The organism is Kitasatospora sp. NPDC051164, from assembly GCF_044455625.1.
Taxonomy (GTDB): domain Bacteria; phylum Actinomycetota; class Actinomycetes; order Streptomycetales; family Streptomycetaceae; genus Kitasatospora.
On the sequence record NZ_JBITFB010000064.1, the window covers coordinates 12482 to 28367 of the forward strand.

Consider the following 15886-nt stretch of genomic DNA (forward strand, 5'->3'; position numbering starts at 1 on the left):
GCCGCGGGGCCGCCGGGGGCGGGGTACCGGGGGGGGGGGTGGGGGTGGCGCTGACGCGCGGGCGCAAACAGTCGGGGCCGGCCCCCCCCCCCCCGGGGGGGGGGCGCCCCGTCGGCGTCGGCGTCGGGCGGGACGGATCGAGGCGGGGACCGTCGGCTGAGGGTGGGACGGCGCGGCACGGTGCGGGTCGGGAGGGGTCGGCGTCGGGCGCGTCGACTTCGGGGCGGCCCGAACGAGTGAACAGCGGCGGCGACACGCATCAGCGGGGGTTGACGGGCGTTGAGTGGAGGGACGAGTGCACGAACGACGTGCACGGAGGCAGCGGAGCGAGCGAAGGGGTGAGCCGGTGCGGGGTTTTCATCGGGCCGTTCTGCTGCGGGCGGCGGCGGCCGCACTGGCTCTCGGCGCCGCCGTCGGGGCGCACACCGAAGTGGGGCAGGCGCTGGCCAAGCGGGGTGCCGAGCGGGCGGAGCGGGAGGCGGTCGCGTGTGCCGAGGCGGCCCGCTGGGACGCCGCCGAGCGGGCCGGCCGCACGCAGCACGAGGGGCGTCCGGACCTGTTCGACCCGGGGCGGATGCCGGGGTGCCGCTGACGTACGGGTGTTCGCCGGATTCGGACAGACCGTCATCTAACGTCACCCATACGGCTTAACTCCTGAATACGGAGGAACCCCCCTTCAACCCTTACGGTTCATCAGGAAGTGAACGAGTTTCCCGAGGGGGGTTCCCTGATGGCCGGCCCGGCAGCACAGCCCGGTGACCCGGCGCCCACGCCGTCGGCGCGTCGGCCGGTGCCGGCCTGGAGCGACTGGCTGGGCATGGCCGCACAGTTCGGCCTCGCGGTGGTCTGGGGCTGGGCCGGACTGGCCAAGATCGCCGACCCGGCGGAGGCCGCCCAGGCCGTGCGCGCCTACGAGATCCTGCCCGAGAGCCTGGTCAAGCCGATCGGCTACGGCCTGCCCTTCCTGGAGCTGGCGCTCGCGCTGCTGCTGGTGATCGGGCTCGGCGTCCGGCTGGTCGCCGGGGTCTCCGCGCTGCTGCTGCTCGTCTTCATCGCCGGGATCTCCTCCGCCTGGGCGCGCGGCATCTCGATCGACTGCGGCTGCTTCGGCGGCGGCGGGCACGTCGACGAATCCCAGACGGCGTACCTACAGGAGATCCTGCGCGACACCGGGTTCCTCCTGCTGGCCGGGTGGCTGCTGTGGCGGCCCCGTACCCGGTTCTCGGTGGACGGCTGGCTGGTGAGCTGACCCTCCGGCCCCGCCGGACCCCCACCCCGCACCCCCACCCCGCACCCCCACCCCTGCACCCGACGAAGGCTCCCCGACCGTGGATGTCAAGGCAATGAGCGAGAAGAACCGAGAAGGCAAGCGCACCGCCCGCGAGCGGATGCTGGAGCAGCGGGCGGCCGACGAGGCCTCCTCCCGGCGCAAGAAGAAGCTGATCGTGGGCGGCGCCGTGCTCGCGGTGATCGCCGCCGCCGTGATCGTCGGCGTCGTGGTGCAGAACGAGCGCTCCAAGCCGGAGACCCCGACCGCCGCCCCGGCCGGGACCATCGGCGACAAGAACCTCGTCATCCCGGTCGGCGCGGGCAACGCGCCCGCCGTCCTCACCGTCTACGAGGACCCGCGCTGCCCCGCCTGCGGCGCCTTCGAGCGGGAGTTCTCGGCGACCGTCGACCAGCTCGAGGACGCCGGCAAGGTCTACACCAACTACCACATCGTGTCGTTCATCGACCGGGCCGTGCCGGGCAAGGGCTCCAAGGCCGGCGCCAACGCGCTCGCCTGCGCCCAGGATGCCGGACACTTCCGGGACTACCACGACGTGCTGTACCGCAACCAGCCGGAAGAGACCAGCGACGCCTTCGGCAACAAGGCCGTCCTGCTGAACCTGGCCAAGCAGGTCAACGGGCTGGACACGCCTGAGTTCCAGGCCTGCGTCAACGACAACAAGTACGGCGGGTGGGTGTCCTCGGTACAGCAGGACTTCGACAAGTCCAGCTACAAGTCCACCCCGACCGTGCTGCTCAACGGCCAGCCGATCTACCCCAAGAACGGCAACGACGAGATCACCCCGGAGAACCTGGTGAAGTGGGTGGACGCCGCCAACCAGGGCAAGCAACTGGGCACGGCGGGCTCGCACGGGCAGACCCCGGCGCCGACCAGCGGCGCCTCGGAGGCCAACAACCCGTCGCCGAACGCCGGCTGACCCCCGTACCCGGCCGCCGCGCCCTTCCCGTCCGGAGGGGGCGGCGGCCGCTGTTGTTCGGTTTCTGTGACCCGGGGGGTGTCGGACGGGGGCCGTCGACCCTGTAGCGTCGGAACTGCCATGGATATCGCCTACATTCCCAGCCCGTCGCGGGGCGTCCTCTACCTCGGACCCATCCCGCTGCGCGCCTACGCCTTCTGCATCATCCTCGGTGTCGTCGTCGCCGTCTGGCTCGGCAGCAAGCGCTGGGTCGCCCGGGGCGGTGGTAAGCACACGGTCGGCGACATCGCCGTGTGGGCCGTGCCGTTCGGACTCGTCGGCGGCCGCCTCTACCACGTGATCACCGATGGCGGCCGGCTGTACTTCGGCGAGGGGAAGAACCCCTGGGACGCCCTCAAGATCTGGGAGGGCGGCCTCGGGATCTGGGGCGCGATCGCGCTGGGCGCGGTCGGCGCCTGGATCGGCGCCCGCCGCCGGGGCGTGCCGCTGCCCGCGTACGCCGACGCCATCGCACCGGGCATCGCCCTCGCGCAGGCGATGGGCCGCTGGGGCAACTACTTCAACCAGGAGCTGTACGGCCGCGAGACCACGCTGCCCTGGGGCCTGAAGATCCACAAGGTGCTGCCGGACGGCACGGTCGTGGACGGCGTCTACCACCCGACCTTCCTGTACGAGTCGCTCTGGTGCGTCGGCGTCGCGCTGCTGGTGATCTGGGCGGACCGCCGGTTCACGCTGGGCCACGGCCGGGCCTTCGCGCTGTACGTGGCCGCGTACACCGTGGGCCGGTTCTGGACCGAGTGGCTGCGGATCGACGAGGCGCACGTCTACTTCGGCCTGCGCCTGAACGACTGGGTGTCCATCGCGGTGTTCCTGGGCGCCGTGGCGTACCTGGTGATCGTCGGCAAGAAGCGGCCCGGCCGGGAGGACCCGGCGAGCATCGACCCGGGCGCGCAGCTGGAGATGGAGGGCCACGACGGCACGGCGGACGGCATCTCGGACGCCACGTCGGATGCCAAGGCCGAGCGGAAGGCCGGCGCCGTGGGCGAGCAGAAGGCCGACGCCAAGGCCGGGAAGGACGCGGACGGGAAGAAGCCGTCCCGGTCCGTGGACGAAAAGCCGGCCGCCGAAACGGCCGCCGAGCCGACTGCCGTGATCGCCGAGAAGGCCGGCGAGGACGCCAAGAACCCGATCTGACCTGGGACTTCCCCCCGGCTGAGGCCACCCTTCGCGAGGCTTGCGAAGGGTGGCCTCAGTGCTGTTCGGACAGCCTTACTTTGCTGGAAATGCCCAGGTCAGGAGGGCTACGTTCAAGGCGGACGAACGACGACGGAGGGGAAGAGACGATGACTGTGACCACCCTGGAGCCCGATGCCGGACACCAGCCCCGGATACCCGCGGCCGGTCACCACCGGGACGTCAACGGCGGCTGGCTGCGCCCGGCGGTGTTCGGCGCGGTGGACGGGCTGGTGTCCAACTTCGCGCTGATGACCGGTGTGGTCGGCGGCGCGGTGTCCAACGGCACGGTGATCCTGACCGGTCTGGCGGGCCTGGCGGCCGGTGCCTGCTCGATGGCGGCGGGGGAGTACACCTCGGTGGCCTCGCAGCGGGAGCTGGTGCAGGCCGAGATCGAGGCCGAGCGGCTGGAGCTGAGCCGCAACCCGCACGGCGAGCTGGCCGAGCTGGCCCAGCTGTACGTCTCGCGCGGGGTGGACCCGGAGCTCGCCCACGAGGTGGCCCGGCAGCTGTCCGCCGACCCGGAGCTGGCCCTGGAGGTGCACGCCCGCGAGGAGCTGGGCGTCGACCCCACCGACCTGCCCTCGCCGCTGGTCGCGGCCGGGTCCTCGTTCCTGTGCTTCGCGCTCGGCGCGCTGCTGCCGCTGCTGCCGTACCTGCTGGGCGCGACCTCGCTGCTGCCGGCCCTGGTGCTGGCGGGGGCCGGACTGTTCCTGTGCGGCGCGGTGGTGGCCCGGGTGACGGCGCGCAGCTGGTGGTTCAGCGGACTGCGGCAGCTGGTGCTGGGCGGGGCGGCGGCCGGGGTGACCTACCTGCTCGGCCTGATGATCGGCGGGCATGTGGGATGACCCAGAACTGTGCATGATTATGCTGGGCAGCGCGTGACGTTTCACACATGGGCGTCGCGTAGCGCCTGGCCTAGTCTCATCATCCGGGCCTCGGCGCCGCGGATTCGCATCCGTGGACGGGCCCCCGGGATGGATTCGCAGGCGGCCATGATCGGCCTCTGTGGCGATCCGGTTTCGCCCCTGTTTCGGGCCGCAGCCGGTTGGGCACAATCGTCGGGACGCGCACTGTGGCGCGTCCCTCTTCCCACACCCCCTGACCTGCGGCTCGTCCCGCCATGTGGACGGGATATTCCGCTTCTCGGGATCCTGGGCATCATGTAACTTGCACGACACCGCACCACCGCATCAGGGCCAACGTCGTCCCTACTTGCACCAACTTGCCGAAAGACGACGACGGGAGAGCCGATGCTGCCTGCATCCATGCACTCCGCCAACGAGCCCCAGGCCGGCGCCGCCCGCCAGCCGTACGCGCTCGTGCCGGATGCGCGACCTGCTGCTCAGGGCCTGTACGACCCGCGAAACGAGCACGATGCCTGTGGCGTCGGTTTCGTCGCCACGCTGACCGGCATCGCCGACCACACCATCGTCGAGCAGGCGCTGAACGTCCTGCGCAACCTGGAGCACCGCGGCGCCACCGGCGCCGAGCCGGACTCCGGTGACGGCGCGGGCATCCTGACCCAGGTCCCCGACGCCTTCCTGCGCGGCAAGGTCGACTTCGAGCTCCCGGCAGCCGGCTCCTACGCCGTCGGCATCGCCTTCCTGCCCGACAACGACGACGAGGACGCCGCCGCCGTCGCCCGGATCGAGGGCATCGCCGCCGAGGAGGGCCTCACCGTCCTCGGCTGGCGCGACGTCCCGGTCACCCCGGACCTGCTCGGCGCCACCGCCCGCAGCGTCATGCCGCGCTTCCGCCAGATCCTGCTGTCGCACGGCGAGAGGGCCGGCATCGAGCTGGACCGGATCGCCTTCGTGGTCCGCAAGCGGGCCGAGCGCGAGGCCGGGGTCTACTTCCCGTCGCTGTCCGCGCGCACCATCGTCTACAAGGGCATGCTGACCACCGGCCAGCTGGAACCCTTCTTCCCCGACCTGTCGGACCGCACCTACGCGTCCGCGCTCGGCCTGGTGCACTCGCGGTTCTCCACCAACACCTTCCCGAGCTGGCCGCTCGCCCACCCGTACCGCTTCGTCGCCCACAACGGCGAGATCAACACGGTCAAGGGCAACCGCAACTGGATGAGCGCCCGCGAGTCCCAGCTCGCCACCGACCTGATCCCCGGCGACCTGTCGCGGATCTTCCCCGTCTGCACCCCGGACCACTCCGACTCCGCCTCCTTCGACGAGGTCCTGGAGCTGCTCCACCTCGGCGGCCGCTCGCTGCCGCACTCGGTGCTGATGATGATCCCGGAGGCGTGGGAGAACCACGCCACCATGGACCCGGCCCGCCGCGCCTTCTACCAGTACCACTCCAACCTGATGGAGCCCTGGGACGGCCCGGCCTGCGTCACCTTCACCGACGGCACCCAGATCGGCGCCGTGCTCGACCGCAACGGCCTGCGCCCCGCCCGGTACTGGATCACCGAAGACGGCCTCGTCGTCCTCTCCTCCGAGGTCGGCGTCCTCGACATCGACCAGGAGAAGGTCACCAAGAAGGGCCGGCTGCAGCCCGGCCGGATGTTCCTGATCGACACCCTCGAAGGCCGCATCGTCGAGGACGAGGAGATCAAGTCCGCCCTCGCCGCCGAACACCCCTACGAGGAGTGGATCGGCGCCGGACAGATCCAGCTCGCCAAGCTGCCCGAGCGCGAGCACATCGCCCACACCCACGCCTCCGTCACCCGCCGCCAGCAGACCTTCGGCTACACCGAGGAGGAACTGCGCGTCATCCTCGCGCCGATGGCCCGCACCGGCGGCGAAGCACTCGGCTCGATGGGCACCGACTCGCCGATCGCCGCGCTGAGCGAGAAGCCGCGCCTGCTGTTCGACTACTTCGTGCAGCTCTTCGCGCAGGTCACCAACCCGCCGCTGGACGCCATCCGCGAGGAACTCGTCACCTCGCTGCTCTCCAACCTCGGCCCGGAAGGCAACCTGCTGGCCGCCGAGGCCTCCGCCTGCCGCTCGGTCGGCATCACCTTCCCGGTGATCGACAACGACGAGCTGGCCAAGCTCGTCCACATCAACGCCGACGGCGACCAGCCCGGCCTCAAGGCCGTCACGCTCTCCGGCCTCTACAAGGTCGCCACCGGCGGCGAGGGCCTGGCCTCCCGCCTCGCCGAGATAGCCGCCGAAGCCGACGCCGCGATCGCCGACGGCGCCCGGATCATCGTGCTCTCCGACCGGCACTCCGACGCCGAGCACGCCCCGATCCCCTCGCTGCTGCTCACCTCCGCGATCCACCACCACCTCATCCGCACCAAGCAGCGCACCCAGGTGTCGCTGCTGGTCGAGGCCGGCGACGTCCGCGAGGTGCACCACGTCGCGCTGCTGATCGGCTACGGCGCGGGCGCGGTCAACCCGTACCTGGCCATGGAGTCCGTCGAGGACCTCGTCGCGCAAGGCACGTTCCTGAATCAGCGGGGCATCGAGGGCATCGAGCCCGAGAAGGCCATCAAGAACCTGATCAAGGCGCTCGGCAAGGGCGTGCTCAAGGTCATGTCCAAGATGGGCATCTCCACCGTCGGCTCCTACCGCGGCGCCCAGGTCTTCGAGGCCATCGGCCTCTCCCAGGACCTGGTCGACGGCTACTTCGCCGGCACCACCACCAAGCTCGGCGGCATCGGCCTGGACGAGATCGCCCGCGAGACCGCCGCCCGGCACGCCAAGGCGTACCCGGCCTCCGGCATCCCGGCCGCGCACCGCGCCCTGGAGATCGGCGGCGAGTACCAGTGGCGCCGCGAGGGCGAGCCGCACCTGTTCGACCCGGACACCGTCTTCCGGCTGCAGCACTCCACCCGCAACCGCCGGTACGACATCTTCAAGCAGTACACGGACCGGGTGAACGAGCAGTCCTCCCGCCTGATGACGCTGCGCGGCCTCTTCCAGCTGGACGGCCTCGACCGCGAGCCGATCCCGGTCGAGGAGGTCGAGCCGGTCTCCGAGATCGTCAAGCGCTTCTCCACCGGCGCCATGTCCTACGGCTCCATCTCGATGGAGGCGCACGAGACGCTGGCCATCGCGATGAACCGCCTCGGCGGCAAGTCCAACACCGGCGAGGGCGGCGAGGACCCGGAGCGCCTGTACGACCCGGAGCGCCGCTCCGCGATCAAGCAGGTCGCCTCCGGCCGATTCGGCGTCACCTCCGAGTACCTGGTCAACGCGGACGACATCCAGATCAAGATGGCCCAGGGCGCCAAGCCCGGCGAGGGCGGCCAGCTGCCCGGCCACAAGGTGTACCCGTGGGTCGCCAAGACCCGGCACTCCACCCCGGGCGTCGGCCTCATCTCGCCGCCGCCGCACCACGACATCTACTCGATCGAGGACCTGGCACAGCTGATCCACGACCTCAAGAACGCCAACCCGGCGGCCCGCATCCACGTGAAGCTGGTCTCCGAGGTCGGCGTCGGAACGGTCGCGGCCGGCGTGTCCAAGGCACACGCCGACGTGGTCCTGGTCTCCGGCCACGACGGCGGCACCGGCGCCTCGCCGCTCACCTCGCTCAAGCACGCCGGCGGCCCCTGGGAGCTCGGCCTCGCCGAGACCCAGCAGACCCTGCTCCTCAACGGGCTGCGCGACCGCATCGTCGTCCAGACCGACGGCCAGCTGAAGACCGGCCGCGACGTCGTCATCGCCGCGCTCCTCGGCGCCGAGGAATTCGGCTTCGCGACTGCCCCGCTCGTCGTCTCCGGCTGCATCATGATGCGCGTCTGCCACCTGGACACCTGCCCGGTCGGCGTCGCCACCCAGAACCCGGTGCTGCGTGACCGGTTCTCCGGCAAGCCCGAATTCGTCGTCAACTTCTTCGAGTTCATCGCCGAGGAGGTCCGGGAGATCCTGGCCTCGCTGGGCTTCCGCTCCATCGAGGAAGCCGTCGGCCACGCCGAGCACATCAACGCCCAGGCCGCGATCGACCACTGGAAGGCCGCCGGGCTCGACCTGGCCCCGCTCTTCCACGTGCCGGCCCTGCCCGAGGGCGCGGCCCGCCACTGCACCACCACCCAGGACCACGCGCTCGACAAGGCCCTGGACAACCAGCTCATCACGCTCGCCGAGGACGCCCTGGAGCGCGGCGACGCCGTCCGCATCCAGCTGCCCATCCGCAACGTCAACCGCACCGTCGGCACCATGCTCGGCCACGAGGTGACCAAGCGGTACCGCGGCGAAGGCCTGCCGGAGGGGACCATCGACGTCACCTTCACCGGCTCCGCCGGACAGTCCTTCGGCGCCTTCCTGCCCCGCGGCGTCACGCTGCGCCTGGAAGGCGACGCCAACGACTACGTCGGCAAGGGCCTCTCGGGCGGCGTCGTGATCGTCCGCCCGGCCCGCGACGCCGCCGCGATCGGCGCCGACGCGCAGAACCACGTCATCGCCGGCAACACCATCGGCTACGGCGCCACCGGCGGCCGGATCCACCTGCGGGGCAAGGCCGGCGAGCGCTTCGCCGTCCGCAACTCCGGCGCCACCCTGGTCGTCGAAGGCGTCGGCGACCACGGCCTGGAGTACATGACCGGCGGCCGGGTCGTCATCATCGGCGAGACCGGACGCAACCTCGCGGCGGGCATGTCCGGCGGCATCGCGTACGTCCTGGACCTGCGCCCCGCCAACGTCAACGACGGCATGGTGGGCATCGAAGCCCCCACCGCCGCCGACCGCGACTGGCTGCGCGAGACCGTGCAGCAGCACTACGAGGAGACCGGCTCCACCGTCGCCGCCGAACTCCTGGCCGACTGGGGCAGCGGAGTCTCCCGCTTCTCCAAGATCATGCCGACCGACTACAAGGCAGTGCTCGCCGCCAAGGACGCCGCTGAGCGCGATGGCCTCTCCGAGGCCGAGACCACTCGCAAGATGATGGAGGCGGCACATGGCTGACCCCAAGGGCTTCCTGACCACGCCCAAGCAGCTGGCCGAGCGCCGCCCCGTGGACGTCCGTCTGCGGGACTGGAACGAGGTCTACGTCGAGCGCAGCCTCCTGCCGATCATCACCAAGCAGGCCGGCCGCTGCATGGACTGCGGCATTCCGTTCTGCCACAACGGCTGCCCGCTCGGAAACCTCATCCCCGAGTGGAACGACCTCGCCTACCGGGACGACTTCGTCGGCGCGATCGAGCGGCTGCACGCCACCAACAACTTCCCGGAGTTCACGGGCCGCCTCTGCCCCGCGCCGTGCGAGTCCGCGTGCGTCCTCGGCATCAACCAGGACGCGGTGACCATCAAGAACGTCGAGGTCACCATCATCGACAAGGCCTGGGACCGCGGCGGCGTCACCCCGCAGGTGCCGGAGCGCCTGTCCGGCAAGACCGTCGCCGTCGTCGGCTCCGGCCCGGCCGGCCTCGCCGCCGCCCAGCAGCTCACCCGCGCCGGGCACACCGTCGTCGTATACGAGCGCGCCGACCGCATCGGCGGACTGCTGCGCTACGGCATCCCCGAGTTCAAGATGGAGAAGCGCCACATCAACCGCCGCATCGAGCAGATGCGCGCGGAAGGCACCCGGTTCCGCACCGGCGTGCACGTCGGCGAGGACATCACCGGGCAGCAGCTGCGCGAGCGCTTCGACGCCGTCGTCGTCGCGGCCGGCGCCACCACCGCCCGCGACCTGCCGGTGCCCGGGCGCGAGCTCAAGGGCGTCTACCAGGCCATGGAGTACCTGCCGCTGGCCAACAAGGTGCAGGAAGGCGACTTCGTCGAGTCGCCGGTCAGCGCCAAGGGCAAGCACGTCGTGGTCATCGGCGGCGGCGACACCGGCGCGGACTGCGTCGGCACCGCCCACCGGCAGGGCGCCGCCTCCGTCACCCAGCTCGAGATCATGCCGCGCCCCGGCGAGGAGCGGCCCGGACACCAGCCGTGGCCGACCATGCCCATGACGTACAAGGTCACCTCCGCCCACGAGGAGGGCGGCGAGCGGATCTACTCCGTCAACACCACCCACTTCACCGGCGACGAGGACGGCAACGTCCAGGAACTGCACCTCGTCGAGGTCGAGTTCAAGGACGGCCGGTTCGAGCCCGTGCCGGGCACCGAACGGGCCATCCCCGCGCAGCTCGTCACCCTCGCCATGGGCTTCACCGGCACCGACGTCAAGAACGGGCTGGTCGAGCAGCTGGGAGCCGACCTCGACGCGCGAGGTAACATTGCCCGCGACGGCCGGTTCGCCACCAATGTCGATGGCGTGTACGTCTGCGGAGACGCCGGCCGAGGCCAGTCGCTGATCGTCTGGGCCATCGCGGAAGGCCGTTCGGCCGCTGCCGCGGTGGACACGTACCTGGGCGGCAAGACCCCGCTTCCCGCCCCGATCCGGCCCACGGACCGCCCCCTGGTGGTCTGACGATCCGACCGGCCCCCGAACCCCCGGCGCCGCATCGCCGGGAGCTCAACCCGCTGCCCCCGCCAGCGTCGCCGGGCCAACGCGGTCTCCTGGCGCCTGCCCTCTTCCCCGACCAGTTGGAGGGCGGGCGCCGTCGCGTTTTCCGGGAGGTCTTCCGGGGGGTGCCGGGCAGGGGAACCGGTGGGTGCCGCCGTTTTCTCGTCCGCACACCGAGGGTTGGCTCACAGCGGAACCACAGGCTTCTCCCAGGGACCGGAAAGCCTCCCGGGACGGGCTGTTGTTCGTCGGTGCCAGGTGGCAGACTGCCGCCGACGGCCGGGGGGCTGCGCGAGTGCGGAGGGTGACTTCGATGGGCACGACTCAGGCAGGCGGGGGCGCGACGGTACGACGCCTCATGCTCGGCACCCAGCTGCGCAAGCTCCGTGAGGCCAGAGGCGTCAGCCGGGAAGAAGCCGGGTACTCGATCCGCGCCTCCGAATCCAAGATCAGCCGGATGGAACTCGGCCGCGTCGGCTTCAAGGAACGCGACGTCGCCGACCTGCTGACCCTCTACGGCGTCGACGCCGAACAGGAACGCGCCACCGTCCTCGGACTGGTCCGCGACGCCAACGCCAACTCCTGGTGGCACGAATACGGCGACGTACTGCCCGGCTGGTTCCAGAACTACCTCGGGCTCGAGGAATCCGCCGCCGAGATCCGCAGCTACGAGGTCCAGTTCGTCCACGGGCTGCTGCAGACCGCCGACTACGCCCGCGCCGTCGTCACCGCCGGCTGCCACGACCACGGGGCCGAGGAGATCGAACGCCGGGTCGACGTACGCCTCAAGCGCCAGGCCGTACTCACCGGCGAACGCGCACCGCAGCTCGTCGCCGTACTGGACGAAGCCGCACTGCGCCGCCCCTGGGGCGGAGCCGAACTGATGCGGGCCCAGCTCGACCGGCTGCTGGAACTCGGCGAACTGCCCAACGTACGGCTGCAGGTACTGCCCTTCGGCAACGCCGGACTGGCGGCCGAGAGCGGTGCCTTCACCGTGCTCGGCTTCGCCGAACCGGAACTCTCCGACGTCGTCTACCTCGAGCAGTTCACCACCGCGCTCTACCTCGACAAACCCGCCGAGGTCACCGAGTACCGGCACGCCATGGACGACCTGGTCGCCGACAGCCTCGACCCGGCGCGGACCCGGGACCTGTTGCACGCGGTACGCCAGGAGCTGTAACACATCAGTACGATGATGCCCCATCAGGGCGGTGCATGATCGGTGCATGAGAGGGATCAGATGTCGTACTTCTCCGAGTTGGCGCTGCAGTACATCGACGGCGAATGGTGCAGCGGCAACGGCTCCTGGGACATCGTCGACGTCGACCCCTACACCGGCGACAAGCTCGCCACCATCACCGTCGCCACCACCGCCGAAGTCGACCGCGCCTACCGCGCCGCCGAACGCGTCCAGAAGGGGTGGGCCGCCACCAACCCCTACCAGCGCCGACTGGTCTTCGAACGCGCGCTGCGCCTGATCGAGGAACGCGAACCCGAGATCGTCGCGGCGATCATGACCGAGCTCGGCGGCACCGCACTCAAGGCCGGCTTCGAGCTCTCCCTGGTCAAGGACCTGCTGCGGGAGTGCCTGCACCTGTCCGTGGCCGCCGAGGGCCGACTGCTGCCCTCGCCGGCCCAGGGCAAGGAGAACCGGCTCTACCGGCTGCCCGTCGGCGTCGTCGGCGTGATCAGCCCGTTCAACTTCCCGCTGTTCCTGGCGCTCAAGGCGGTCGCCCCGGCGCTCGCCCTCGGCAACGGCGTGGTGCTCAAGCCGCACCAGGAGACCCCCGTCGTCGGCGGCGGCCTGATCGCGAAGATCTTCGAGGACGCGGGCCTGCCGCCCGGCCTGCTGAACGTCGTGATCACCGACATCGCCGAGATCGGCGACAGCTTCATCGAACACCCGGTGCCCAAGGTGATCTCCTTCACCGGCTCCGACAAGGTCGGCCGGCACGTCGGCACCGTCGCCGCCGCCCACTTCAAGCGCTCGGTACTGGAACTCGGCGGCAACAGCGCGCTGATCGTGCTCGACGACGCCGACCTCGACTACGCCGTCGACGCGGCGGTGTTCAGCCGCTTCGTCCACCAGGGCCAGGTCTGCATGTCCGCCAACCGCATCCTGGTGGACCGCGCCGTCGAGGCCGAGTTCACCGAGAAGTTCGTCGCCAAGGTCGCCTCGCTCACCGTCGGCGACCCGAAGGACCCGGCCACCCACATCGGCCCGCTGATCAACCCCGTCCAGGCCGACGCCCTCTCCGCCCAGATCGACCAGGCGGTCGCCGCCGGGGCCACCGCGCTGCTGCGCGGCACCACCACCGGCAGCCTGATGGCACCGACCGTGCTCACCGGCCTCGCCGAGGACGCGCCGATCCTGCAGCGCGAGCTGTTCGGCCCGGTCGCCCTGGTGGTGCCCTTCGACGGCGAGGACGAGGCCGTACGCATGGCCAACAACACGCCGTTCGGACTCAGCGGCGCGGTGCACACCGCCGACCTCGAGCGCGGCGTGCGGCTCGCCCAGCGGATCGAGACCGGCATGATCCACGTCAACGGCGCGACCATCGCGGACGAGCCGGGTGTGCCGTTCGGCGGGGAGAAGAACTCCGGTGTCGGGCGGCTCAACGGGGAGTCCACGGTGGACGCCTTCACGACGCTGAAGTGGATCTCGGTGCAGCACGGGCGGGCGGCGTTCCCGTTCTAGCCCTTGTGGTTACGCGCGAGGCCTCGCGCGGGGGTTCTTGTGAGGCCTCGCGCGTGGCTTCTCGCGTGGCTTTTATGCGGCGCGGGCCTCTCGGCGGTAACCGCCGGGGGCCTGGCCGAACTCCCGCTTGAACGCCTTCGCGAAGGCGTACTCCGAGCCGTAGCCGGTCTGCGTGGCGACCGAGGTCAGCGGCGCCTCCGACTCGCGCAGCAGCCGGGCCGCCGTGGTCATCCGCCAACGGGTCAGGTACGCCATCGGCGGCTCGCCCACCATCGTGGTGAAACGGCGGGCGAAGGCCGCCCGGGACAGGCCCGCCCGGTCCGCCAGGGACTCCACCGTCCACGGGGTGGCCGGCGCCTCGTGGATCGCCGCCAGGGCCGGGGCGACGGCGGCGTCCCGCAGCGCCGCCGCCCAGCCGTCGGCCGTCGCGGCGGGCTGGTCCTCGAACCAGGCCCGCAGGATGTACAGCAGCAGCGAGTCGATCAGCGCCGGGACGATCCCGGCCGAGCCGATCCGCGGGTTCTCCAGCTCGGTGCCCAACAGCTGTACCGCGGCGGCCAGTTCGGGGTGGCGGCCGTGCCGGGTCGGCAGGTGGATCAGGGTCGGCAGTTGACGGACCATCGGGTGCGGGCGGCCCTGGTCCAGGTGGTAGCTGCCGCACAGCAGGCTGGTGCGGGCGCCGTCGCCGCCCAGACTGAGGGTGCCGATCGGCGAGGCGTCGTTCACCCGGCAGGCGTGGGTGTCCACCGGCGGCGTGTCCGGATGGTCGGCCAGGACGTGGCCGCCGCCGTCCCGCAGGAAGACGATGTCGCCGGGGCTGAGCGGTACCGGCGCGTGCCGCTCCGCCCCCTCCCCGGTGCCCAGCGGGAGCAGCCAGCAGGTGCCGTACAGCACCACGTGGAAGCCGGCGCCGAGCACCGGGGGCAGGCGCAGGGCCCACGGGGCGCGGCCCTCGGTGCGGACGGAGGACGGGTACGCCGTCCGCATCGAGCCCAGTGCCTCGGTCAGGATGTCCAACGCCCGTCCCCCTTCAGTGCTTTCGGTGTCTTCGGTGGTCCGCCCTCGATCGTGGCCCGCAACCGTCGCCGTCCGTCGGGCCTTCAGTCGACGGTGAGGACGACCTTGCCCTGGACGGTACCGGAGCCCACCAGCTCGTGCGCCCGGCCGGCCTCGGCCAGCGGGAAGGCCTGCGCGACGTGCGGACGGATCCGCCCCTCGTCCACCAGGGCGGCGATCGCCTCCAGCGCGGCGTAGTCGGGCTCGACGGAGATGCCCGCGAAGCGGCGTCCGGCGGCCTCGACCGCGGCGGCGAGCTCCTGGTCGCGGTGCTCCATGATGGTCACCAGGAAGCCGCCCGGCTTCAGCACCTCCAGCGCGCGGGTGTTCTCGGAGGAGGAGTCGAAGACGATGTCGACGTCCTTGACCGCCTGGGTGTAGTCGGTGGTGCGGTAGTCGATCACCTCGTCGGCGCCGATCTCCTTGAGGAAGGCGTGCTTGGGCTCGCTCGCCAGCGCGATCACGTACGCGCCGCGGGCCTTGGCGATCTGCACCGCGAAGTGGCCGACGCCGCCCGCCGCCCGGTGGATCAGCACCCGCTGCCCCTCGCCGACGTTCGCCGCGTCCACCAGGCCCTGCCAGGCGGTCAGCGCGGCCAGCGGCAGGGCGGCGGCCTGCACGTGGTCGACCGAGGCGGGCTTGCGGGCCAGCTGGCGGGACGGCGCGGCCACGTACTCGGCGTAGGCGTTCGCGGCACGCGGGAAGAACGGCATCCCGTACACCTCCTCGCCCACCCGGTACCGGGCGCCGGGCGCGGCCTCCTCGACCACCCCGGAGATGTCCCAGCCCACCGTGAACGCCGGCTCGCCCAGCAGCGGGAACAGGCCCGCCCGCACCACCACGTCCACCGGGTTCACTCCGGCGGCCTTCACCCGCACCAGCACCTCGCCGCTCAGCAGCTCCGGACGCGCCACCTCGGCGACCTCCAGGACCTCCGGCCCGCCGACCTCACGCTGCACCACCGCACGCATCGCACTCACTCCCCACCCGGTCAACACCGGCCCCCCGTGGGGCCGTTCTCGATGCCTCAACGATAGGGAGGGCGGGCGAGCCGATGAATATCCTCCAGTCTCTGTCAGATGTCCGATCGTCTTGATCGGAGAGCAAGTCAGGCCGGGTAGCGGACGAGGCCGTCGGTGGCGAGCTCGAAGCCGAAGGGGGCCGGGATCGGCACCCGGTCGCCGAACTTGCCATGCGGGCATCATGTCACCGCTCCGGATGTGGCGAGGCGCCGCCGGGCGGGCCGGGCCCGCGGCGCCGCGGGGGGGGGGTGGCCGGGGGAAGAAACGCGGGCCGGCGCGGGCCCCGCGCCCCGCGGTGGGGTGGGAGTATA

The 15886-nt window shown here is 71.4% G+C and carries 11 protein-coding genes; 9 read left to right on the top strand and 2 right to left on the bottom strand.

Annotation, left to right across the window (positions count from 1 at the left end):
• Positions 1–346: 346 nt before the first annotated feature.
• The 9 genes from ACIBEC_RS45590 to ACIBEC_RS45630 all read left to right on the top strand — a co-directional run bounded on the left by ACIBEC_RS45590 (position 347) and on the right by ACIBEC_RS45630 (position 13497).
• The gene (locus ACIBEC_RS45590) at positions 347–592 is read left to right on the top strand and encodes a hypothetical protein (protein WP_360509887.1); all 246 of its coding nucleotides are present in this window, start codon (positions 347–349) and stop codon (positions 590–592) included.
• Between the two features lie 108 nt (positions 593–700).
• Positions 701–1249: a MauE/DoxX family redox-associated membrane protein gene (locus ACIBEC_RS45595; RefSeq protein WP_360509888.1), complete on the top strand. Its 549-nt coding sequence runs from the start codon at positions 701–703 to the stop codon at positions 1247–1249.
• 94 nt (positions 1250–1343) lie between these two features.
• On the top strand, positions 1344–2207 hold the full coding sequence (locus ACIBEC_RS45600) for a thioredoxin domain-containing protein (protein ID WP_360509889.1): 864 nt from the start codon (positions 1344–1346) through the stop codon (positions 2205–2207).
• A gap of 120 nt (positions 2208–2327) precedes the next feature.
• Entirely contained in the window at positions 2328–3401 is a 1074-nt protein-coding gene (lgt, locus tag ACIBEC_RS45605; protein WP_360509890.1) for a prolipoprotein diacylglyceryl transferase, read from the top strand.
• Positions 3402–3550: 149 nt separating this feature from the next.
• Complete coding sequence (locus tag ACIBEC_RS45610; protein ID WP_360509891.1) at positions 3551–4288, top strand: VIT1/CCC1 transporter family protein; 738 nt, start codon at positions 3551–3553, stop codon at positions 4286–4288.
• Positions 4289–4708: 420 nt separating this feature from the next.
• Positions 4709–9310, top strand: coding sequence for a glutamate synthase large subunit (gene gltB / locus ACIBEC_RS45615; RefSeq protein WP_360509897.1), 4602 nt, complete (start codon positions 4709–4711; stop codon positions 9308–9310).
• A complete protein-coding gene (locus ACIBEC_RS45620) occupies positions 9303–10763 on the top strand; it encodes a glutamate synthase subunit beta (protein WP_360509892.1) in 1461 nt (486 codons plus the stop codon). Before gltB ends, ACIBEC_RS45620 begins: the two co-directional genes overlap by 8 nt.
• 349 nt (positions 10764–11112) lie before the next feature.
• Positions 11113–11979 carry a helix-turn-helix transcriptional regulator gene (locus ACIBEC_RS45625; protein ID WP_360509893.1) on the top strand — a complete coding sequence of 289 codons (867 nt, stop codon included), beginning with the start codon at positions 11113–11115 and terminating at the stop codon, positions 11977–11979.
• 60 nt (positions 11980–12039) lie between these two features.
• Entirely contained in the window at positions 12040–13497 is a 1458-nt protein-coding gene (locus ACIBEC_RS45630; protein ID WP_360509894.1) for an aldehyde dehydrogenase family protein, read from the top strand.
• 72 nt (positions 13498–13569) lie between these two features.
• On the opposite strand, the gene ACIBEC_RS45635 is transcribed toward ACIBEC_RS45630, so the two are convergent.
• Positions 13570–14514, bottom strand: coding sequence for an AraC family transcriptional regulator (locus ACIBEC_RS45635; protein WP_360509895.1), 945 nt, complete (start codon positions 14512–14514; stop codon positions 13570–13572).
• Between the two features lie 83 nt (positions 14515–14597).
• On the bottom strand, positions 14598–15524 hold the full coding sequence (locus ACIBEC_RS45640; protein WP_360509896.1) for an NADP-dependent oxidoreductase: 927 nt from the start codon (positions 15522–15524) through the stop codon (positions 14598–14600).
• Positions 15525–15886: the final 362 nt, after the last annotated feature.